This window comes from Micromonospora sp. WMMD1082 (genome assembly GCF_029626175.1).
Taxonomy (GTDB): domain Bacteria; phylum Actinomycetota; class Actinomycetes; order Mycobacteriales; family Micromonosporaceae; genus Micromonospora.
The window spans coordinates 3,481,740-3,503,268 of sequence record NZ_JARUBM010000002.1; the positions used below are offsets into that span (position 1 = coordinate 3,481,740).

The following is a 21,529-nucleotide window of genomic DNA, read 5'->3' on the forward strand; positions in this document are numbered from 1 at the left end:
CACACCGGCCAACATCCAGATTCTTCATCAGCCATCCCCTTTTCGTTTCAGGGAGGCAATCCCATGAACCCGCCAACCATCCCTTTCTCGTCGCCTTTCGCGGTCACGCCGCCGCCGTCGCCGGTGCCGCCGGACCTGCCGGCCCCGTCGCAGTGGCTCCTCGACACCGCCAGCGCGGTCGTGGCCTGGTGCGCGCCGCGGCCATGGCTGTTGGGCGTCGCCGCCGTTGCCCTGGCTGTCGCTGTCGCGGCTCGGGTGGCCCACGCACGGTGGCGGCAGCAGATGATGACCCGTCACGCCACGTGCCTGGTCATCACCCCGCCGCCGGAGGTCGACCCGTCCGGCACCGCCGCGTTCTGGGCGACGATGGCCGAGATCCTGCACGCCGGATGGCGTCGCCGGCTGCGCGACGGCCGCGCTCACATCACCGTCGAGTACCGGTGGACCGGACGGGAACTGTCCATCATGGTGTGGGTGCCCGGCACCCTGCAGACCGGGCCCATCCACGCGGCCGTGCGGGGCGCCTGGCCCGGCGCCGCGTGCACCGTGCTCGACGCGGCCCCGCCGCTGCCGGGCGGCGCGGTGAGCGTCGGCGGCGCGCTGACGCCGATCCTTCCGCCGTGGTTTCCGCTGGCCACCGACCACGACGCCGACCCGATGCGGACCCTGATCGCCGCCGCGTCCGGCCTGCACGCGGCCGAATCCGCGTGCGTGCAGGTTCTGGCCCGGCCCGCCACCGCGCGGCAGGTCCGCGGGCTGCGCCGCGGCGTGCAGGCGCTGCGCACCGGCCGTACGCCGGGCGCCGTGCTCGACCCGGCCACCTGGCTCCGGGCCGCCCTCGACCTGGTGGCGGACCTGTTCGGCCCCACCCGCCGCACCACCGACCCGCCGGGCCGCACGACGATGCTGCCCGGCGCTGACCCGCAGCGCGACCGCGACGGCCGCGCCGGCATCGACAAACTGGCCGGCACCCAGTGGGAGGTGGCAATCCGCTACGCCGTCGCGCACCGCAACCCCCGCGGACGTAGGCCCGAGGACCTGAAGCCTCGGCTGGTCACCCTCGCCCACGCGATAGCGTCGGCGTTCGGGGCGTGGACCGGCCGCAACCGGCTGCGTCGCCTCCGGCTCACCCAGCCCGCGCGGGTGCTGGCCGCCCGGGTGCTGCGCCGGGGCTTCCTGCTCAACACCGACGAGCTGGCCAGCATCGCCGCGCTGCCGCAGGACATCGCCGTGCCCGGTCTGGACCGCGCCAGAGCGAAGCCCATGCCGGCGCCGGTCGCCGTGCCGTTCGGCGGCCGAGGCACCAAGGTCCTCGGCCGGGCGGAGATCGGTGGACACAGCGTCGCGGTGAAGGTGCCCGACGCCCGCCAGCACCTGCACGTGCTCGGCTCCACCGGCAGCGGCAAGTCCACGCTGCTGCTGAACATGATCCTGGATGACATCCACGCCCGCCGCGGCACGATCGTCATCGACCCCAAAGGCGACCTCATCATCGACCTGCTCGACCGGATCCCGGCGAAGCTGGCCAACCGGCTCGTCCTCATCGACCCCGACCAGCCGGCCGGCGTCACCCTCAACCCTCTCGAAGGCACCGACCACGACCTGCTCGTCGACAACGTCGTCAGCATCTTCGGCAAGATCTTCGCCAAGCACTGGGGCCCGCGGATGGACGACGTGCTGCGGGTAGCCTGTTTGACCCTGCTGCGCAAGGCGAACGCGACGCTGACGCTGATCCCGTCGCTGCTGCAAGACCGCAAGTTCCGGTACAACTTCACCGCCGACCTCGACGATCCCGAGGGCCTGCGGGGGTTCTGGGAGTGGTACGAGTCGGCGCCGGCGCCGCTGCGGTCCCAGGTCATCGCGCCGCTGCTGTCCCGGCTGCGCTCGGTGCTGCTGCGCGACTTCCCACGCCGCACCTTCGGCGCCCCGGCCAGCTCGTTCGACATGCGCCGGGTCCTCGACGGCGGCATCCTGCTCGCCCGGCTCCCCAAAGGGCAGATCGGTGAGGAAACCGCCCGGCTGATGGGCTCGTTCGTCCTCGCCTCGGCCTGGCAGGCCGCCACCGGCCGAGTCCGGCTACCCGAGCCGCAACGCCGTGACGCCGTCTGCTACATCGACGAAGCACACAACTTCCTGACCCTGCCCGGCTCGGTGGGCGACATGCTCGCCGAAGCCCGCGGCTACCACTTCGGCATGGTCCTCGCGCACCAGAACCTCGCCCAGATGCCCCGCGACACCCAACTCGCGATCAGCGCCAACGCCCGCAACAAGATCTTCTTCACCTGCGCGCCCGAGGACGCGCACCACCTCGCCCGACACACCCGACCCGAGCTGGACGAGCACGACCTCAGCCACATGGACGCCTACCGGGCCGCGTGCCGCCTCGTCGTAGACGGCCGAGAAACCCCGGCGTTCACGCTGCACACCAACCCGCTCCGGCCGCTGGTCGGCGAGGCGACCGCGGTCCGGCAGGCCGCCGCCGCAGCCGTCGCCGGCAACAGCGGCACGCAGGCGGCGATCGCCCAACTCGCCGGCATCAACACCAACCCAACAGCGCACGGACCAGGCCCAACAGCCCCGGCCGAGGACCCAACAGACGACGACAGCACCACTACGTAACCCAACAGGTACGGCACGTCTCACCTGCCGACTGCGGCTACCCCGGCAGCGACACCATCGTCCGACAGCGCCAGACGCTGGTCCGCTCGGGCCGACCCCCGTCCACCCCGGCGCCCCTGCCTCGCGCCACCGTCGCCAGACACCAGACACCAGCCTCGGCCTGCGTCCGGAGCGTCTCGCCTGCCCCCAGGCGGGGCCGCCACAGCCACTCGTCAACGGGCGTACCCCGGCGCCGGTCATCGACCGCACCCGGTGGACGGCCAGCGGCGATCACGTTCGGCCTCAGCACGGCCCTCGGGCCGGACCACGACCCGGCCCGGCGTCGGCGCTGCACGGCCGGCCCCAGGCCGGGCCTGCCCACCCAACACCCCAGCTAGGAGGCACCATGCCCGCCGCCGACGACGCCCGACAGTTCCCCCAGGGGAACCCTGCACCGGGGAGCCGGCCGCTGGTCGTGCTCCGCACGACCTCAGCCACCCGCACCTCCGCGCAGACCCTGATCGACATCTCCCACCGGCTGCGTCCCCGCGACTACGCCATCGCCTCGCTCCTGCACGAACACACCACCCTGACTACCGACCAGCTCACCGCGATCCTCTTCACCAACCCGACCACCTGCCGGCACCGCCTGCACGCCCTGCGCAAGCTCGCCTTCGTCGACCGGTTCGTCCGCACCCGACCCGGCGCCCCCAACCCGGTCTGCTGGGTCCCCGGGCTGCTGTCGGCCCGCTACATGGCCCTCGCCACCGGAGAGAATCCCCCGACCGCGAAGGCGCTACGGGAACGCCAAGACCGCATCTACGCCACCCCGATGCTGGAACACCTGCTCGCGGCGAACCAGTTCTTCGTCGACCTGCTCGCCCACGCCCGCCAACACCCCGGCACCGGCCTGGTCCGCTGGTGGGGCGAACGCAGCACCACGGCGGCGTTTGGACGGCGTATCCACCCCGACGGTCACGGCATTTGGGTCGATGGGCAGCGCAGCACCGGTTTCCACCTCGAACTGGACCGGGGCACCGAACCGCTGCGGCGCCTGACCGACCGTCTGGCCTCGCACCGGCGGTTGCACGCCGAAGGAGGACCCGCCTACCCGGTGCTGTTCGTACTCCCCAACCGCGCCCGCGAGCAGAACCTGCACCGCAAGCTCGCCGAACGACCCGAGCCGAGCCTGACCATCGCGACTACCGCACCCGAGGCCGGAGCGAACCCGGCCGGCCCGGTGTGGCGGATCGCCGGCAACGGCCGCCACCGGCTCACCCTGGCCGACCTACCCAGCAGCCATGGACAACCCGGCCCCCTCAACCCCGGCCCGCCGAGTTGACCGGGTGGGCCTACTGTCGGTTGACATGGAACTCGTACAGATGCTCGCTGCGGCTGCCGATCAGGGGCCCACCCGAGCCGACTGGCTTGCCGCGTGGGCGGGCCTGCTGGCCGCCGTTGGCACGGTCGGTACCTTCGTTTGGCAGGCGCGTGCTCTTAGTCGGGAGCGCGAGACGCGGCGGGAGGAAGTTAAGCGTCTGGAGGCCGACCAGCGAGATGCGCAGGACGCCCAGGCCCGGACAATCGTTCTGCACAATCCGGGATGTGGCGGAAACCAGCGGGTCTCGGTCCGCGATTACGGCGTCACGCTCGGCAACTACGGGGTGCACCCCATCACCAACATCAGGACCACGCTGACCCACCGCGAGACACAGCAGGATCTGACCGCCGGCGGCCCACAGCCTCTCCCAGTTCTGAAGGCCGGCGACATGCAGCACCTAAGCTGGAAGGTGGACGGCTACAACGTGGTATGGCCACCCGATCTCGACCATCACGATCTGCCGAATCTATTTCACTGCGAAGTGGCGTTCACGGACGTTAACGGCGTTCGCTGGATGGTGCGGCCAGGTCTCGGACAGCAGCCGTCTCGGGTCTTCGACTTCTGACACCTCTGGGTCTTTTGGTTATGCGGCGAGGGCGTGAGCGGACCGCAACATCGGCCGCCACAGAACCTCAGGGGTTTTCACGCCGTACCTACCTCCGTCGAGGTAGTAATCCCGCTCCTTGATCGGCTCGTCCTCGCCGACCAGCTGTGCCTTCGGGTCCCATGTGTAGCCCGGAACCTCGGTGATGAACCCATCGTACGACTCATGCACATCCATCAGCCCGGCCGAGAACAGCGACGTCATCAGCCGGATCCCGTCTAACACGTTGTTGTTGGCGGCGGCGACGATGCCGAGGCGGAGCAGGTCCTCCCGCAGTCCTGCGGCGGACGGGTCGACCACCACCACTCCGGCGTGAGTTTCAGGTCGTCGCGGGGCCAGCGTTGGAGGCTGGTGGCGTACTCCAGGTTCGTGAGCCGGCGTTGCCGCTTGAGCCAGTGGTAGGGGCCGGCGCGGCTGCAGGTACCGAACACCTGGGCGCCGGGGACGCTGTTGCGGGTGCCGAGCATGCGCCAGAGGTCCTCGGGCCAGTTGGCGATTTCATGGCCGTGCGCCCCGGCGAGGGTCAGGTCCTGAATTTTCTTCCCGGCCTTGATGCCGTTGGCTCCGGCGGTGTAGATGCGTCGGCCGAACAGGCACAGCTCACCAGCGCCGACGGAATATCGGCAGCGTTTGGTGCCGGCCATCTCGATGATCGGCCGGTCGCTAAGTTCGCCACCATGGGAATCAGCGACATCATCACGAGCACCATCGCAGTGCTCGCCCTAATTGTGTCGGGCTGGAGTGCGTGGTTCGCGCGGGCATCCTCTCGGTCGGCGGAGCGACAGGCGGTGGCAGCCGAGGCCGCGCTGCCGCCGCCGAAGGATGTGGCCTGGGTTGTCCAACGCCGAAACAAGGGGCGCTACGTGCTGAGTAACACCGGCACGAAGCCAGCGAAGGGTTTGCAGTGGATCCCGGCTGGCGCCGAGAACGAGGGATTCATCCGCTTCCCGAGGGACGTTGGTCGGGTCCTGCCGGGAGGTGATGTCGCGTTCACGGTCATACAGGCGTACGCGGATGCCCCGACCAGTTGTTCCTCACCTGGGATGGGCAGAGCGAGGCTGTGGCGGTCCCCTCCCTTCGTAAGGCTTAGAGGCCCGAGACGGGCAGGCTGCAGGTCTCGGGCCCGTTGCCTCGTCAGCGGCTGGCGCGCTGGCCGCGTGGGCACTCTGGGTTGGTGCATGCATCGATCGGCGACCACCGATCTGGACCGGAAGAGAGCCGGTCGTCCGGGGCCCAATCCTGCGTTTCCATCTGCTCTCCGCACTCGGAGCAGTCATCGGGCTCGTGGTAGCGCTTCTCCGCGCTGGTGTAGATCTTCTGGGGACTCATGCGCTCAATCGTGCCGCAAGGGGACACACAGTCGAGGTCGACACTTCTGCTGGTGTCAGCGAGTCCCCTGGCGCCCCGAAGGGGCAAATTGGCACGTGGCCAGAGCGAGGTCAGGAGTTGTCCGGGTTGACCAAGTCCTCCACCGTCACCACGACGGGGCTTGCCTTTCCCTGCTTGCTTGCCGTCGTGCGAGGCGGCAACGCCCGAACGCCAACCAGGTAAACCCGGACCCCCGCCATATCGACGTACGGGAACGAGACGCCCTTGGACTCGTCAGCCGGAAACTGAAGCGGGCGGCCGGAGATGTTGAAGATAACCAGGTAGGCCACGCTCTTCTGGTAGTCCTGGGCGTATTGGATGACTTGGTTGTACCCCTTGGCCAGGTAGTTCTTGCCGCGTGATCCGGCATCGAAGATCTTGCCGTCGCAAATCAGGGCGTCGTCCGAATCGACCTCCCCGATGATGTCCGCCTCGCCGGACGCCGAGCGGGGCTTGGCGTGGGTGACGTAGTTCCCCTCTAGGTACAAGAACCGCTGAAGGTCCAGGTTGTAGACCTCCTCGCCGTTGCGCGTGTCCTGCTGGAACCGGGCGTAAAGCTCTTCCCGATCGAACCACTCAACTCGACGGACATACCGCTCCAAGGTGTAGAGCACACTGCTCTCCGCGCCCACTCGCTCACCCATGTAGTCAAAGAAGGGTGCGAGCGCCAGCTCTACGAATTTCCGCCACCCGTCGTTGATGTTGCGCTCGCCGGACGCAAAGGCCATTTGCCGCACGATGGTCGATTTGTCGCCATGCTTGATGTCGCCTTCGGCGATGTGCTTCATGAGGCGCCATGCGAGCACGGCCCGGCCCCCTTCGGTGGTGCTCTTCCAGGAGAGATCGCGTTGCTGTAGGCGGGAAAGGAAGGCGGCGAAGTCCAAGCCCGGCTCGATCTGCTCGGCCTCGGCGAGAGCGGCACGAAGCGCCGGCTGCTTCTTAACCCAGTCGACGACCAGCCGTACCTCGTGACCGGCGAAACCGTAGTGCTGGGTCAGAATCCGACGCATGCGTTCACGGAGCGCTACCTGGAGGTCCTGCTGATGCCTCATCCGAAGATGCCCTTCACCGCTCGGTTGATCTGCCGATCCAGGGTGTCACCCAAGGTCTGCATCTTGCCGCCTACGTCCAAGAGACGAAGCTGAAGCCGGCAGCACGGACACGTCACGGTGCACTGCGCGATGACCTCAGAGAGGCGGATCCATACCTGGTAGCCGCACTCCGGACAGTCAATCTCGTGATCGCCATGCAAGATCTGGCTGGCCAGGGACACGAGAAGCATCATCCACCCCGACTGGGGGCGAGGCCAATCGATCAAGTGGCCCCAGCGACTGCGCCGATACGCACCCAGACGTGCGGCGCCCCCGCCACCGCCCCGGGCAGTCCGCATCGGCAGCCGGGTCTGGTGCAGCGGCAGTGGTCGCAGCGGCAGATCACGGTGGCCTGGGTGGCGGTGTAGGCGGAGACGAGGCGGTCGCGGCAGGCCGGGCATTCGGCTCCGGCGAGGTGCACCAGGCCGGCGCCGATGCGGAGCTGTCGGCGGATCGCCCGTTGAGGCGGTCGAGGAACTGGGTGGTGCGGGTGGCGGCGTGGCCGCTCATGGCGGGATGGCCGAGCGGATCCGGGTGAGCGTGTTGACGGTGTCGGTCGGCGGCAGGTGCTGGGCGACGTGGTGGCACCCCAGAGCTGGGTTGTGTCCGTCGACGAGCAGGAGCGGGCAGGGTTCGGGTGCGGATGGCAGGACGGAGCCACCCATCAGCTCACCACCTTCAAGAGTTGATTAGCGACAAGGGCGGGCCAATAGTCCCGCGAGCGGTGGTACGCGGCCCGTGATGCTGCGGCGTAGCTTATCGGGTCGGCTAGCAGGCGTTGGGCGGCGCGCCACAGGCTATCGGGGCGGGACCGGTGCGGCACGTTGAACCCGCCGTCGGCGATCAGGTGGGGCAGGTTCCCGACGTCGTAGGCGACGACCGGGGTACCGGCGGCCATGGCTTCCAGCGCGACGAGGCCGAACGTTCCGGCGCGGGACGGCACGATCACGACGCTGGCGCCGGCCAGCCAGGGTCAGATCTTGTGCCAGGCGAGGCCGGGTAGCAGGATCACGGCGGACTTCTCGGTTGCCAGCGCTTTGCACCTGTCGCGTAGCTGATTCTGGCTGCCGGTTGCCAGCTCGAACGGGGCATCGGCCGCGACCTCGATGGGCCGTTCGATATCGCTTCACGACCGAAACCGTGTACGCGATCATCGACCTACAGGTCCATCAAGCCACACCGGCGCAGCTGGCTGGCAAGACCCGTGATCACTGGTCCATGGAGAATAAGGTCCACTGGCTACGAGACGTCACCTACGACGAAGGCCGATCCCAGATCCGCGCCAGCGCCGGGCCCCAAGTCATAGCCGCCCTACGCAACACTGCCATCGGCGCACTCCACACCGCCGGCATCACCAACATCGCCGCCGCCAACCGACATCACGCTCGCGACAGCACCCGCCCACTGGGCCCTACTCGGCATCACCTAACGACTTTGCCGCCGGGGCTCTGGGAGTGAGGATTGGGTGGATGTGGATGGCGTCGGCAGGGAAGCGCGCCAGCCGGAGGGGCAGGGATGCCGGGATGTGGAGCAGGGTCGCGTCGACCTGCATCTGTAGGTTCGGTCCGATTCGTCTGCCCACTGAACGCACTAGGCCGTCTCTGTTGAGTTCTTCTTCGATGTGTCGCAGTGTGGCCTCGGTCCAACGGCTCTTAACAACTGTCAGGTGTTTTCCGTAGTCGCCGATCAGAGCCTCGCGAACGGGCTCAGGGTCCGTTGCCAACGCGACAGGTCGGCTTGGTTCCGTATCTGCTGGATGCCAGAGATCGAGCAATAGCCCCTCTGTCATCAGCTGGCGTTCCGCCTGCGACCGGACTCGAATCGTCCTATGGTCAGGGCGAGTGGCAGCGTTCACGTAGTGGACGTCCGCTTGTGGCTCAACAGCATTTACGCCGAGGACGCGCACCGCGCTGTTTTCCAGGCGCCCATCGATGACAGTGTGGCGGCCCTCGAAGCGGTCTAGATCGACGAATGTTGCGGGGTGAAGCATGGCGGTTGGTGCGGCGGAAACGATCGTACCGTCGGACGTTAGGGCAGTTCCGCCGACAGCGAGCAGGCAGTGCGTCTCTCCGACTCGAAGCACGAAGCCCTCTCCGCGCACCGGCTGCCCCTCGTTGACGACGAGGGGCAGCCATCTGTCGGCCTGGTTCATGGAGTCATGGTATCCGCGCCTAGGCGCAGGCTGCCTCCGCGGTGGTCTTGACTGGTGCCAGGTCGGTGACGGTGCGGGCGGGGCTGGATCCAGTTGCGCGTAGCGTGCGGTCCAGGTCGACCATGAGGATCCAGTAGGTCTGGCAGGGCGGCAATCCGTCGTTACGCTGATCGCATCGGAGCGCACTGTAGGAAATTCCATAGGTGGTCGCGATGTAGCTTCGACGGTTGAGGCATTTCTGCTGGGTCGTGATGTGGTTGCCGTCCCACGGCACCCAGTTCGCAAGAAGTGCCTCCTGAGTGGAGGCGGATGCGATATCGTGACTTGGTGCGGCCTGTGCTGCGATGCCTGGCTGCCACAGTAGGCTGAGAAACAGCACTACTGCGGACAGGACGAATACTTTCGGTGTCTTGCGCATGACGTCCTCCGTGGCTCTAGTTGAGCATTCCCGTCGCGCCGGACTGATACTAGTTGATGCGGTCTATGATCGGAACATCGTTGGTTACGAAGTCGATTGAAATGTCACCGATGAACGCGATAGTCGGATTGTGCGTCGATCTGACGCTTCTGCATCCAGGTAATCGGGCAGCCGCCATTGGTGGTCTGGCCTGGCGGGATGTGGTGGTGGGCGGTGCGAAGTGGACGCAGCCGCCTGACGATCATGTGTTTGTGAGAACGACCCGAGGACGGACCGTGTCGCGGAAGTGTTCCCCGACGAGCGGGCCATCACCGAGGCCGGATGGTCGTCGCAGGACGCCTCGGACCTGCTCGCCGTGCTCGGGCCACCGCGGGTCGGTATTCCGGCCAACCGGATTCCCGCGTTCCTCCGATGGCTCTCCGGTCGCCGGTTTAGCGCCCTGGCAGGCCGACACCGATCGCGCGGGCGGGCCGTCGACGCACCCGCCCTGCCGCCGAGGCTGGCACCGAGTCCCGACCCCGCCAGTCAGAGCCAGCCTGACCAAATCCTCTTCCCCGCCGGGGCATGCCGCGGCCCGCAGGGACCTGTAATCCCAGCGGCGGACGATCCCACCACCGCAACGGCTACCGAGCATTACCGAACAGGCACGGAACCGCAGGGCTGTGCACCCAACAGCTCGCCGCCTGGCCCAACAGGGCACACGCGCTCAGCCGATTCGGCGGACCCGTTACCCAACACCGCAGGTCAGAGCCGTGATCGTTCGATCGGCCGGGAGAACTGCTGTTGGGTTGCCGGGCTACGGTGAAGCCTCAACTTATTGAAACCCCCCATGCATCACCCACCGGCGCAGTCGCCCACGACCGCGGTCGCAACCGCCCACCCGCTTCGGCCGGTCGGCCTGCCCCGCCCGTCGGCGCCCCGCCCACCCGCACCACCTCGCACCATCTCCGGCCCCGCGCCGTGCCCGCCGCAGCCCTGCGGCCCTGCCCCGCGCCGGCCCTGACCGACCTTTCGGTCGTCTTCTCATCCCCACACGCCTTCGCGCGGAGGCCACCTCGCGCACTTCCACACCTCAACAACGAGGAGGACAACCATGCCCAAGACCTTCGTGGTCGTTGTGTGCCTTCCTGCGGACACGCCCACCGACCAATTGGTCGCCACCGCCGTTGCCCGGCTCGCGTCGAGCCCCTGGACCAGTGCCGGCCCCGCCGGACACTTCCCGATCACCACCCGCTGGCGCCGCGGACGCCTCGTGCAGCCCTGGCACGACACCGCCGCCGGTGGTCCGCTGCACCTGCTCGACCTCGATGCGATGCGCGCCACCGCCTGGGACGCCTCCTGGCGCCGCTGGGACATCTGGCATCGCGTCGTCGCCGGTACGCGGCCCGCCCTGCCGTACTGGCACTTCGTCGACCGGCACCGCGCCGAACCACACAAGTACAGCCTGGCCAAGGCGCAGCAGCACTACCTGGCTCAGCCCAGGATCGCCGCGATGCGCATCTACAACGCCCTCCGCAACAAGATCGGCGCGTTGCCGACCAACCAGCTCGAAGCGTTCCAGGCCAGCGACGACGGCAACGCCTACGCCTACCTCGGGCTGCTCACCGCGGTCCCACGCGACGGCCTCATCACCCTCGACGGCCACCACCTGGCCCCGGCCTCCGACCGGCTCGCCGACTGCCTGTCCTACCTCGAATCCGCACAACAGCACCTGAACACCCTCAGCTCCCGCGATCACCTCGTGGCGGTTGCCACCGCATAGGCCCGGGGCACAGCGAGAAGGCGAACCGGTAGCCCGGTTCTCCTTCCCGCTCATCCGCCGCCTGCTCGCCGGTAGTCCCGACGCGGTAGCCGTCCGCGCCCGGCCGCAATAAGCGCCGCCTCACCCACGCCATCCCACAGCTGCCAGGGCGGACCCGCTTGCCGGTCCGTCTCGTTCTCGCGTTCCACACCCTCGGGAGGGAGCCTGCCCATGTTCCTCACGTACTTGCGCGCGGTGGTTCGTCGCCCGTCGCTGCTTGCCCTCGGCGCTGCGCACGCCACCGTCCTCGCGTTGATCGTCACCGCCCGGCCATACGCGGCGGCGATCGCCGGCCTGTTCGGCACCGCCTTGCTGGCGTTGCTCATCGCCAGGGCCGACGGCCGCACGACCCGCGCCCGCGCCGAGCGGGACACCGCCACCGGCCGCATCGCCGACCTGGAAGCCGACCTGGTCGAGGCCAACACCGACCCCGTCACCGGACTACCCGTGCGACGGCTCGCCGAACAGCACCTCGCCGCCTCCACCGGAATGCAGCTGACCGTGGCGGTCATCGACGTCGACGGCATGCACGAGATCAACAACAGTCACGACCATCAGGTCGGCGACGCCTACCTCGCCGGGGTCGCCGACCGCCTGCTCGGGGTCGCCACCGACGGCGATATCGCCGCTCGGCTCGGCGGGGACGAGTTCGTCCTCATCACCGCCCGCGCCCCGCAGCACCTCGCCGCCGTCCTTGCCGACGCTGTGCGGGAGCCCGTCACGATCAACGGCGCCCGCCTCCCGCTGCAGCTCAGCATCGGCATCTGCCGCACCGCCGGCGGTGACGTGCACGGCGGCCTCGGCCGCGCCGATCGGGCCATGTACGCCGCGAAGCGGCGCCGCAGCGGCATCGAACACTACGACCCTGAGCGCGACGGCGCGCCACAGCAGCCTGGCGTACGTCCGGCTGTTCGGCGGCGCGACGGCCCCGCCACCCGGCCCAGCACCGACAACTCTTGACCTCGCCACCGTGCCGGCATCCGACGTGGCCGGCGCTGTCCATCACCCCGAACCCGCAGCCACACCATGAGGGAGGCGAACCCTGTGGGTGCCGATATGACCCTACGCAGCCTGTACCTGCCCGCCGGGCACACCATCAACCACAGCACCGTCACCGACACGATCCGCCGACTGTGCCGCCAGGCCACCGCCGACGACCTGCGGGTCCTGATCGATCACGGATGGCTGGACGACGAGGTGCCCTACTCCGAGGACACCTGGAACGACGAGGCACTGACCGCCCGCGCCGCCACCCTCCGCCAGGCCGCCGAAGCCGCACTTCTCCAGATGGTCGACCGGTTCGCGCGCTCGCTGGGACACCGCGACGTCATCCGGTACCGCTTCGACAACGATGACGAGGGCATCGACGCCTACCACACCGGCGGGCTCAGCTGGGGCAACCACCCCACCGACGCCTCCGAGGCGTGGGACATCGTCTTCGACACCGGCCGGCTGCCGCATACCTGGCCCGACCAGATCGGGGCCGCCGCCGGGCTGCTGCACCCCTGGGGCACCGGCCCGGCCGTCACCATCGCCACCTTCCGCGCCTGGGCCTGACACCGGCACGGCAACGCACGGCTACACCCGCACCGTGCAGCCGTAATCGCCCGGCCGCGCCCGCGCATCCCCGCCCACCCCGGGCACGGCGCGGGACCGGGCACACCCGAGGTCCCACCGCTGTCCACACCTGTTTCCACAGGCCGTCGCCCGGCCTTACCCGCGCCCGATGGCGCCTTCCGGGCACGGCCCTATCGCCGTGCCCGGACTCCCCACCTATCTCGGAAGGGGTCTGGCATGACCGGACTGTTCGCTGCCCGAAGCACCGTCGTGCCCGCTGGTCTGCATCTGGGGCAGGCCGTGCACGTCAATGCCCGTGCGGCGTGGCTATCGGCCACCGTCGCGTCGATCACGCACACCCGCATCGGTGTCGCCTACGGCGCCCCGCGTCAGGCCGGTGGCCCGCTGGCCGACGCGGTCGCGCCGTGGGTGGTCCGCCCCGCCGACGGGGTCCACCTGCGGCCAGTGCACGAACTGCGTGTCGGCGACGACGTGGTCGCCTTCGACGGCACGACGTTTACGGTCGCCGGGGCGTGGCCGGGCCGCGACCGCTGGTGGGTCATCGACTACACCAATGGCGAGCGCGCCACCGTGCCCTCAAAGGCGATCCTGCGGCTGGCCGATCCGACGCCGACGGTCACCGTCAACGGCGTCCCCCTGTGACGCAGCCGAATCCCGGATGCACCCGTCATCGTCGCGCGTCGGCGCAGAACACCGCCGACCCCGATGCTCCCGCCAACCGCCGCGTATGGATTCGCGGCCTGCCCGACAGCTGTCCCGCGCAGATCATCCACCACCACGGACAGGTCGGCCGGTGACCGGCCGCTCGGCACGGCTGGGCGTGTGGGCCGCTGCCACCAGCAGGCTGCGTACCTACACCGCATACGGCTGGTGGCTGCTGGCCGGCGGGCGGGCTGGCCGTGGCCTGCACCCGGACGACCTGACGCCGGCCCAGCGGCTGGTGTGCGCCGCCGTGCACCACCACGCCGACTGCGTCACCGCGACCGGTGGCGTCTACTTGGGCTGCCAGCCGCACGACCTTGTCGACCTGACCAGCATGTCGGCCGGGTCGGTGAAGGCGGCCCTGCACCGGTTGGTCCGGCTGCGTTGGCTGGACCGCGACACCAGCAGCGGCACCTTCCAGGTGACCACCCTGGCACACGCGTTCACGCACAGCGGCTGGCTCGATGATCCCGCACTCGCCGGCGACCCCCTGATCGACGTCCTCGCCGGCCCACCCGACTGATCCGGTAGCCGGACACGCAGCTGCCGTACCGGCGCCTGCACCGCGTGCTTGTGTGGCCGGTCTACCGATTCCCCTTGCGCGCGGTGGCGCGCGAATCCACTCCGCGTCCCGGTGTCCTGCCGGGCTTATATCTGAAAGGCATCGCCATGACCGACGCACTGACCTCCGAACGTGGCGACACCCCGATCGCTGTCGCCACGCCGCCGCCACCTCGTCCGCTGACCGCGTACGCCGCCTCTCCCGGCCAAGCCGTCACCATTGTGGACGCCAGCTCCCGCTACGACGCCGTCGTGTTGTCCCCGGCCGCGGGGACGAGCATGGTCCGTGTCCTGGTCGACGGCCAGGTGGTCCGTGGCCTGCGCGCCGACATCCCCGCAGTGGCGGTCACGGATCCGGCCACCGCGCTGGCGTTGACCCGGCAAGCCGTGGCGTGGGCGCTGGCCGAACAGGACAGCGCCGTCGAACGCGCCCACAGCCTGGTCGAGCAACGCGACGAGGATCGGCGACGCCAGGCCAGCCAACTCACCGAGATCCGGTCCTACGCCATCGACCAGTACCGCGACGAGGACATCACCCGAGACGGGCTCGACAGCCTCCTGTCCCGGCTCGATCTCGATCCCTACCAGCCGCGCCACCGAGTCCGGTTCACCATCAGCGGCAGCTTCGACGTGATGCCCGACGCCGACCGCGACACCGACGACACCGAGTCCGACGTCCGCAACTACCTGCGGATCAATGCCGATCAGGTCGACAACGTCGACGACGACACCGTGACGATCGATGTCACGGCCGACGTGGAAGACCTCGGCGACTGAGGCGCGCATCGCGGCGACCGCCCGACGCGGAGTGACCACCCAGGACATCCTCCCGGTCCCGACATCCCACCCGCTACGGGCCCGCGCCGCCAGCGGCGGGCGTACCTGCACACAACCTTGTCATGGCCGATGCCCGGCCACCCCCCTTTTCCGCGCCGGGCATGGCCAGACGGCCATGCCCGGCGACTTCACGCACAGGAGTCTCCATGGCCCGTGAAACCTTCCGATACATCGTGGTCGCCACCGACGGCACGAGCCACGAACACCACACCAGGCAGCGCGACGGCGACGTCGCATCGCTGCTGCGCCGCGCGGTCGGCGGGGTGCCGGCACCGATCCCGATCGGAGTCCCGGACCTGCACGTCTGGGGCGACGAGGACGGCCACCGGAAAGCCCTGTCCCCGAACCCTGTCGCCCGCCTGCTCGTGGCGCGTCTCGGCGGCGGCGAACTGCCGCTGGTCGGACCGATCGTGCTCACCGGTCGCCACGCCTGCGCGGCCACAAGCCTCACCACCAACCAGATCGACGCGGTACTCGCCGCGCTCGCCCACTGCCGCTGACCTGCATCGGCGGCGCGGGCCGCCGATGGTCTCGTGAAGGAGTACCAACCTGTGGATGCACCCGGAAAGCTGATTCTCACCACCAACGATGATCTTGTCGCTGCGGTGCCCTACCTCGTCGGTTTCACCCCGACCGACAGCCTGGTCATTGTGGTCCTGGACGGCACACAAGTCCGCCTCGCCGTCCGCCTCGACCTACCCCAACTGTCCGATCTGGCGGAGCTGGCGGCGGAGGCCGCGCAGAACGCCACGATAATCGCCCGGTACGGCTCGGCGGCGTTCCTCGTCGGGTACGGCCCGGCCGACCGGGTCGCATCCGCCGTCGCGTTGCTCACCACCGCGCTGACCGATACCGGCGTAGACGTCCAAGGAGCTCTGCGGGTCGACGATGAGCGCTACTGGTGCCTGTGCGGCACCGCTGCCTGCGCTGACGGCGTGGCTCACGACCCTGCCGCCAGCAGGATCCCGGCGGAAGCCGTCTACCGCGGTGTCGCACCAATGCGGGACCGGGCCGCACTCGAACAGCTGATCGCGCCGGTGACCGGGCCGGAGCGTACCCGGATGCGCACTGCGACATACACCGCGCTGTTCCGGCTACACCTCACGCTGTCCGAGGCCGTTGTCTCGATCACCGACGACGAACAGCCAGTACCACCGGAACACGTGGTGCGCGAGGGCATCGAGGCGGTGCAGCAGGCGTACGACTCCGCTGCCCGCGGCGAGACCCTCTCCGACGGCGCTGTGGCGTGGCTGACGGTCGTCCTCATGGTCCCCGAGATCCGCGATCACGCGTGGATCACCTGCGACGGCAGCGACACGCAGCGGGGGCTGTGGATCGACGTGACCCGACGGGCGATGCCCGCCACCAGCGCCGCCCCGGCCTGCCTGCTGGCCATCACCGCCTACCTCGGTGGTGACGGCGCCCTAGCGAACATCGCCGTGGACCGGGCCTTGCACGCCGACCCGGACTACCACCTGGCGCACCTGCTCGGCCACGCCCTGCGCTCCGGCGTGCCGTCGCAGCGATGGCGGGCCGCCACCACCGGCACCACCGAGTAGGCCGTCGCTTCGGTGCCCGTCCCGGGCGCCGCCGGCATCCTGCGCGGATCTTCGCGAGCGAAGGTCCGCACACCGTTCGAGGTGAGGGCAGCCGGTGGCACCCGGCTGCCCTCGACACCTCCCCACGCTGGATTGGAGGTATGGGCACCATGTCCACCCTTGCGCAGGTCACCGCACTCGTCGCGGCGATGATGATCACCGCCGCCGCCACCTCCCACCTGACCCGGCGGCGTACCGCCGCCCGCCATCGGGCGGCCGTCGCCGCCGCGCTGCACACCGCCCACCATGACGACCTGACCGGTCTCGGCAACCGGGCCGGCTTCCACGCCGCCCTCGCCGTCGCCGGACGACCCGTCGCGGTGATCCTGATCAACCTTGACCGCTCCCGGATGTTCGCGGCGCGCTTCGGCGACCGCGCGTTCGACCAGCTGCTCGTCCTGACCGCCGGCCGGCTCCGGCACGCCGCGTCCGCCGCGGGCGGGCAGGTGTTCCGTCTGCGCCGCGACGAGTTCGCGGTAGTCGTCGACGACCGCGCCGACGCCGCCGGCCTCGCCGCGCGGTGGGTCGCTGCCGTCGCCGAGCCGACCGACATTCATCTCACCGGCCCGCCTGTCACGGTCACCGTCACCGTCACCGTCACCGCCTGCGCCGGCGTCGCCGTCCTCGCGCCACACGTGGACGCCGAGCGGCTGCTGGCGCTCGCCCACGCCGATCGTGCCTTGCGGGCGGCAAAGCAGACCGGCCGCGGGCACACGACGGTGTTTAACCCCGCCGCCATGCGCGGGACCACCGATGGTGGGCCGCTTCGATGAAGACCCGCAGACCGGTCATCTGCCGCCGTCGGGCGCGTGGCGCTGCGGTTGTCGGCGGAGACGTGTACGGGCTGATCGACTGGGACGACGCACCGATCCTGATCGTCGGCAGCAGCGTCGAGGCAGTGACGCGGGAAGCGATCCGGATCTTCGCCCGCACCCTCGCCGAGACGGGCAGCCTGGCCGAGGACGCCCCGGACTTCACCGATCGGTATCCGCTGCCCGATGCCGACGGCCCGATCACCGCCATCGACGACTGGCTGACCCGGCTGCGCCGGGCGACGGCCATCCCCTGGTTCGCCATCCTCGACGACGAGGTGGTGATCGCCCGGTGACCGCCCATCACGGCAGCTGCGCCACCGCCACCAGCCTCCGCCCGTCACCCGGGCTCCGGCACCACCCGCGGGCACGGGCAGCCGGGTATCCGCTGCATGTGGGGCCGGCGACCGGCTGACGGTGCACGCCGACCACGTCGGCGACGTACCCACCGAGGGGCTGGCCGTCGCCAGTCCCCGCAACCCATCCCAGTTTGACCCCGTCCCGGGGATCGCGCCGGCCTGTGTGCCGCAACCCCGGGGGCATCCGGGGTGGTACGCGGCCCGGCGCGGTGCCTGGACTCCGAACGAAAGGACACGGAGACCCATGATCGAGCCATCCGCGCAAATCCAGGCCCTGCTCGCCGCCGTGGCTCTGCGGCCAGCCGCCGCCGAGGGAATGCGGGCGATAATGCAACGCCAGTCCGAGTTCCCCAGCACGACGCAGGCGCAACTCACCGGGATCGCCCTGGACCCGTACGGCCGCGAGTCCGCCGACCAGTTCCTGGACACCTACTGGTCCGACGAACAGCGGCAACACGACATCGCCCGTGCCAGCAGCACCGAGCGTGAAGTCGTCATCGGCAGCGGATTCCACGCCGCCACCTACGCCGCGGTCCGCGTTCTCAGCGGCTACCCGAAGCCGCTGGTGCTGGAACGCCACCAGCGCGTCGGCGGCACCTTCGCCCTGACCGCACGGCCGACGTTCTGGCTCAACTCCCGCAACCGCGCCGGCGGCGCCGGAACCGCCGGCGACCAAGGGGCAAGCCTGAACTACCTGCCCGGAGCACCGATCCAGGCAGCGGACCTGTCCATGATCGAATATCAGCCGAACACGGACATGGCGTTCGTGATCCGCCTCGCCCTGGCCCAGTACGCCGACGTGCTGACCAACGCCAACGTCTCATCCGTCGGCGCCGCCGGCACCGGCGCCACAATCGAAATCGACGGCAGGGCCCCGCTCCTGGCCGGTCGGGTCATCGATGCGCGCGGCGTGGGTGACCCGAAACCCGACGGCGCCAACGGCACCACGATCCTCACCTTCGGACAGTTCATGCAGCGGATGGCCGGCATGTGGCCACTACGCGGACTGCGTCGCGTCGCGGTCGTCGGTGGTGGTGACTCTGCCAAGTGCGCCGTCGAATCGCTCCTGGGCCTCGCGCCGCCACCGTTCATGGCCTCCGCCGCACTCGACCAGGTCGACCGCATCGACTGGTACGCCGAGGACCTGCCGACGACCTGCGAACAGTGGCAGACCGACATGCGCGGCAGGTACCAGGGCGCCGGCCGCTACCTGCGACCGGACCGGCGCGGCGTCCAGCGACTCACCGTGCTGAGCCGCCGGGTGCGTCCCATCGCGCTACCCGCCGCCGGCCTCATCGACGGGCGCACCTACGACCTCGTCATCGTCTGCACCGGCAACCGCGAGACACCCATCGACGGACTCGAACTCGCCTCATTCGACGACTACCGAACCCCCGACGGCAACGCCATCGCCCGTACCCATGACACCCTGCCCGCGTTCCGCGTCGGCCCACACGCCAGGCTTCCGTTCACCGCCACCGAGCGCGCCGACGGCGTCGCGGACATCGCCCCCAACGCCGTCTCCATGTTCCGGACCGCACCCAAGACCGCCGCGCTGGCCGCGACCCTTCCCGCACCGAGGCGCAGCTGACGCACGCACATCCGTCGGGCTCAGCGACACCAATGCCTACCGCGGATCGCGCCGCGGCCGGGCAGCCCGTCACCCCGGCATAGCGACCAGCCGACCGGGGGCGCGGCCATCGTGCGATCACAGCCGTGACCGGCCTTCCCGGCCACGCCGCCGTACCCCGCGGGCGATCGCAGGCATCCGGGGGACTGACCCATCCGGCTGCGCCCCGCATGAGGCCGCCCTGGTGCCGCCACAAAGGCAACCATTCATCTATCCACAGGAGACCTTCATGCCTTACCTCGGCCAGGAAGACGCCACCCCCGATCGGGTCCGCCGCTTCCTCACGGAGAACTACACCGAGCCGGACGGCACTCCGCTGTCCGACGCGCGGCTCACCGAACTGCTCACCGATCACCACGACGTCGTCGAGCGTGGTACCCGGCTGCTCTCGTACGCCTACTACGTCGGCGACAAGATCGCCGAGGCGGCCGGACTGCACTGGGTCGGTGACGACTCTGAGACGTAGGTAGCCGCCACCGCCGATCCGGGCCCGAAGCGGACCGCACGCGGTTCGTCCAGACCCGGACGTCGCGCCGACCGTAACCCCACGCTCCCGTGTGCGGCAGCACCCGCCAACGAGTGGGTGCTGCCGCACACGACCACCGCTTCCGAGCGGAGCACATCTCGATGAAGGCAGAGGCCGCGTTCACGTCGCTGCTGGCCGCGGCACGCGCGCTCAAGCCCTACACGACACCGCAGCGCTCGCACACCCGCAACCGGCTGCTGTACCTGCGTACCGACAGCGACATCCTCACCCTGTCCGCCACGACCGGCGACGAGACGGCCCACGTGGCAGTTCCCGGCGCGGTCGCCGACGGCACCTGCGCGGTGGCGCGCGACACCCTGATCCGGGCGTTGACGGCGATCAAGCCGGGCGGGAGGGCGGCCCGCGCCGCAACCGTCAGGGTGCCCGCCGCCGACGGACAGCTCCACCTAGACCTCGACACCGGTTCGGCGTCGGACTCGACACCGACGATCCGGCCGCGGACCCGCCGACGGTCGCACTGGCGCACGGAAAGCTGGTCACAGTCGGCCCGGTCGCCGGCTGGTGCGACCTGGTCGCCGGCGTCGCCACCGCGGCCGGCCGCGACCTGGCCCGCCCCGATCTCTCGGCCGGCCGGCCGCGCCGCGACCATCCGCAGGTCGTGCTCATGGTGGAGGCCACCGACCGCCACCGCGTCCATCGCGGCACCTGGAGCGAGCCGGCCGGCGAACCTGTCGACGCGTGCATGCCCGTCGACGCGGCCCGCCGCGCCGTACGACTGCTGCGCGCCCTCGACCCGACCGGGCAGGTTCCTCGTCCACACCGACGACGCGACCGTCACCTGGCACACCAGCCAGTGACGGTGAGCGCCGTCACGGGCCCGAATGCCCTCCCCGATCTGGAGAACATCCGCGAAGACGTGCTCGCCGACGTCACGACCACGTTCAGCGCCGACCGCGACGCGCTCGCCGCGGCGCTGCGCACGGCGCACGACCTGGCCGCCACCACCGCGCACTCGCGTGTGCGTGTCGAACCCCATACCGCCGCGACGTGCTCGCGACTCGCCCTGCGTCGCCGTGACCTGGCCAAGCCTTCGGCCATGTCGTGGGGAGGCGGCGGCGACTCGCGGACCGTCGCCGCGACCCTCTTTCGCGCTGAGGCCGCCGTCCCGTCACCGCTGCGCCCGCCTGGCTGCGCCGGACCGTCTGTCGAATCAACCCCTGGAGGATCACCATGACCGACCCGCCGCCCGTGACCGTACGGCCCCACCACCTCGTCAGGAGGCGGCCGTGTCGTCGTCGATGAACCGACGTCGCCGCGCTGACGGGCAGGTCGCGCAGTTGCTCGTGACGCATCTGCGCGCTCACCCCGAGGTGGACTTCAGCCCGTACGAGCTGGCCCAGGCGCTGCGGCTGTCCCACGGCACCGCCCGCCGGCACCTGCTGCGACTCGCCGAGACCGGCCAGGTCCGACGCACGAGGCAGACACCCGCCCGGTTCCAGATCACCACCTGACCCCAGCCCGCAACCGCGGGACGCCCACGCCTATGCAGGCG

At 69.8% G+C, this 21,529-nt stretch carries 27 protein-coding genes; 18 read left to right on the plus strand and 9 right to left on the minus strand.

The window, feature by feature from the left end; all coding sequences use genetic code 11:
- Positions 1-63: 63 nt before the first annotated feature.
- The 3 genes from O7615_RS16075 to O7615_RS16085 all read left to right on the plus strand — a co-directional run bounded on the left by O7615_RS16075 (position 64) and on the right by O7615_RS16085 (position 4,544).
- Positions 64-2,619 (plus strand): DUF87 domain-containing protein, encoded by a 2,556-nt coding sequence (locus tag O7615_RS16075; RefSeq protein WP_278178439.1) that lies wholly within the window; start codon positions 64-66, stop codon positions 2,617-2,619.
- A gap of 385 nt (positions 2,620-3,004) precedes the next feature.
- Positions 3,005-3,940 (plus strand): replication-relaxation family protein, encoded by a 936-nt coding sequence (locus O7615_RS16080; protein ID WP_278178440.1) that lies wholly within the window; start codon positions 3,005-3,007, stop codon positions 3,938-3,940.
- Between the two features lie 25 nt (positions 3,941-3,965).
- Positions 3,966-4,544, plus strand: a complete 579-nt coding sequence (locus O7615_RS16085; protein ID WP_278178441.1) for a hypothetical protein — start codon at positions 3,966-3,968, stop codon at positions 4,542-4,544.
- 18 nt (positions 4,545-4,562) lie between these two features.
- On the opposite strand, the gene O7615_RS16090 is transcribed toward O7615_RS16085, so the two are convergent.
- The 9 genes from O7615_RS16090 to O7615_RS16130 form a co-directional block, all read right to left on the minus strand.
- Positions 4,563-4,787 (minus strand): hypothetical protein, encoded by a 225-nt coding sequence (locus tag O7615_RS16090; RefSeq protein ID WP_278178442.1) that lies wholly within the window; start codon positions 4,785-4,787, stop codon positions 4,563-4,565.
- Positions 4,788-4,801: 14 nt separating this feature from the next.
- Positions 4,802-5,227, minus strand: coding sequence for a hypothetical protein (locus O7615_RS16095; protein ID WP_278178443.1), 426 nt, complete (start codon positions 5,225-5,227; stop codon positions 4,802-4,804).
- Positions 5,228-5,717: 490 nt separating this feature from the next.
- Positions 5,718-5,912, minus strand: coding sequence for a hypothetical protein (locus O7615_RS16100; RefSeq protein WP_278178445.1), 195 nt, complete (start codon positions 5,910-5,912; stop codon positions 5,718-5,720).
- A gap of 110 nt (positions 5,913-6,022) precedes the next feature.
- Positions 6,023-6,961 carry a hypothetical protein gene (locus tag O7615_RS16105; protein WP_278178447.1) on the minus strand — a complete coding sequence of 313 codons (939 nt, stop codon included), beginning with the start codon at positions 6,959-6,961 and terminating at the stop codon, positions 6,023-6,025.
- A 38-nt stretch (positions 6,962-6,999) separates the two neighbouring features.
- On the minus strand, positions 7,000-7,224 hold the full coding sequence (locus O7615_RS16110) for a hypothetical protein (RefSeq protein WP_278178448.1): 225 nt from the start codon (positions 7,222-7,224) through the stop codon (positions 7,000-7,002).
- A 324-nt stretch (positions 7,225-7,548) separates the two neighbouring features.
- The gene (locus O7615_RS16115) at positions 7,549-7,707 is read right to left on the minus strand and encodes a hypothetical protein (protein ID WP_278178449.1); all 159 of its coding nucleotides are present in this window, start codon (positions 7,705-7,707) and stop codon (positions 7,549-7,551) included.
- Positions 7,707-8,009, minus strand: a complete 303-nt coding sequence (locus O7615_RS16120) for a glycosyltransferase (protein WP_278182121.1) — start codon at positions 8,007-8,009, stop codon at positions 7,707-7,709. Before O7615_RS16120 ends, O7615_RS16115 begins: the two co-directional genes overlap by 1 nt.
- A 444-nt stretch (positions 8,010-8,453) precedes the next feature.
- Positions 8,454-9,194, minus strand: coding sequence for a hypothetical protein (locus tag O7615_RS16125; protein ID WP_278178450.1), 741 nt, complete (start codon positions 9,192-9,194; stop codon positions 8,454-8,456).
- 19 nt (positions 9,195-9,213) lie between these two features.
- Positions 9,214-9,612, minus strand: a complete 399-nt coding sequence (locus O7615_RS16130; RefSeq protein ID WP_278178452.1) for a hypothetical protein — start codon at positions 9,610-9,612, stop codon at positions 9,214-9,216.
- A 1,093-nt stretch (positions 9,613-10,705) separates the two neighbouring features.
- Here O7615_RS16130 and O7615_RS16135 point away from each other — a divergent pair.
- The 15 genes from O7615_RS16135 to O7615_RS16205 all read left to right on the plus strand — a co-directional run bounded on the left by O7615_RS16135 (position 10,706) and on the right by O7615_RS16205 (position 21,488).
- Positions 10,706-11,374, plus strand: coding sequence for a hypothetical protein (locus O7615_RS16135; RefSeq protein WP_278178453.1), 669 nt, complete (start codon positions 10,706-10,708; stop codon positions 11,372-11,374).
- Between the two features lie 210 nt (positions 11,375-11,584).
- Complete coding sequence (locus O7615_RS16140; RefSeq protein WP_278178454.1) at positions 11,585-12,373, plus strand: GGDEF domain-containing protein; 789 nt, start codon at positions 11,585-11,587, stop codon at positions 12,371-12,373.
- Positions 12,374-12,469: 96 nt separating this feature from the next.
- On the plus strand, positions 12,470-12,970 hold the full coding sequence (locus O7615_RS16145) for a hypothetical protein (protein ID WP_278178456.1): 501 nt from the start codon (positions 12,470-12,472) through the stop codon (positions 12,968-12,970).
- A 237-nt stretch (positions 12,971-13,207) separates the two neighbouring features.
- The gene (locus O7615_RS16150; protein WP_278178457.1) at positions 13,208-13,633 is read left to right on the plus strand and encodes a hypothetical protein; all 426 of its coding nucleotides are present in this window, start codon (positions 13,208-13,210) and stop codon (positions 13,631-13,633) included.
- A gap of 151 nt (positions 13,634-13,784) precedes the next feature.
- On the plus strand, positions 13,785-14,216 hold the full coding sequence (locus O7615_RS16155; protein WP_278178458.1) for a hypothetical protein: 432 nt from the start codon (positions 13,785-13,787) through the stop codon (positions 14,214-14,216).
- An 83-nt stretch (positions 14,217-14,299) separates the two neighbouring features.
- Positions 14,300-15,031 carry a hypothetical protein gene (locus O7615_RS16160; protein ID WP_278178459.1) on the plus strand — a complete coding sequence of 244 codons (732 nt, stop codon included), beginning with the start codon at positions 14,300-14,302 and terminating at the stop codon, positions 15,029-15,031.
- Between the two features lie 206 nt (positions 15,032-15,237).
- Positions 15,238-15,591 carry a hypothetical protein gene (locus tag O7615_RS16165; RefSeq protein ID WP_278178460.1) on the plus strand — a complete coding sequence of 118 codons (354 nt, stop codon included), beginning with the start codon at positions 15,238-15,240 and terminating at the stop codon, positions 15,589-15,591.
- A 51-nt stretch (positions 15,592-15,642) separates the two neighbouring features.
- A complete protein-coding gene (locus tag O7615_RS16170) occupies positions 15,643-16,650 on the plus strand; it encodes a DUF4192 domain-containing protein (RefSeq protein ID WP_278178461.1) in 1,008 nt (335 codons plus the stop codon).
- Between the two features lie 149 nt (positions 16,651-16,799).
- Positions 16,800-17,462 (plus strand): GGDEF domain-containing protein, encoded by a 663-nt coding sequence (locus O7615_RS16175; RefSeq protein ID WP_278178462.1) that lies wholly within the window; start codon positions 16,800-16,802, stop codon positions 17,460-17,462.
- Positions 17,459-17,797: a hypothetical protein gene (locus O7615_RS16180; RefSeq protein ID WP_278178463.1), complete on the plus strand. Its 339-nt coding sequence runs from the start codon at positions 17,459-17,461 to the stop codon at positions 17,795-17,797. The genes O7615_RS16175 and O7615_RS16180 overlap by 4 nt, the downstream gene beginning before the upstream one ends.
- Before the next feature lie 307 nt (positions 17,798-18,104).
- The gene (locus O7615_RS16185; RefSeq protein WP_278178464.1) at positions 18,105-19,451 is read left to right on the plus strand and encodes a hypothetical protein; all 1,347 of its coding nucleotides are present in this window, start codon (positions 18,105-18,107) and stop codon (positions 19,449-19,451) included.
- A 268-nt stretch (positions 19,452-19,719) separates the two neighbouring features.
- Complete coding sequence (locus tag O7615_RS16190) at positions 19,720-19,956, plus strand: hypothetical protein (protein WP_278178465.1); 237 nt, start codon at positions 19,720-19,722, stop codon at positions 19,954-19,956.
- A gap of 161 nt (positions 19,957-20,117) precedes the next feature.
- Positions 20,118-20,834 (plus strand): hypothetical protein, encoded by a 717-nt coding sequence (locus O7615_RS16195; protein ID WP_278178466.1) that lies wholly within the window; start codon positions 20,118-20,120, stop codon positions 20,832-20,834.
- Positions 20,835-20,836: 2 nt separating this feature from the next.
- A complete protein-coding gene (locus O7615_RS16200; RefSeq protein WP_278178467.1) occupies positions 20,837-21,211 on the plus strand; it encodes a hypothetical protein in 375 nt (124 codons plus the stop codon).
- Between the two features lie 52 nt (positions 21,212-21,263).
- Positions 21,264-21,488 (plus strand): hypothetical protein, encoded by a 225-nt coding sequence (locus tag O7615_RS16205; protein ID WP_278178468.1) that lies wholly within the window; start codon positions 21,264-21,266, stop codon positions 21,486-21,488.
- Positions 21,489-21,529: the final 41 nt, after the last annotated feature.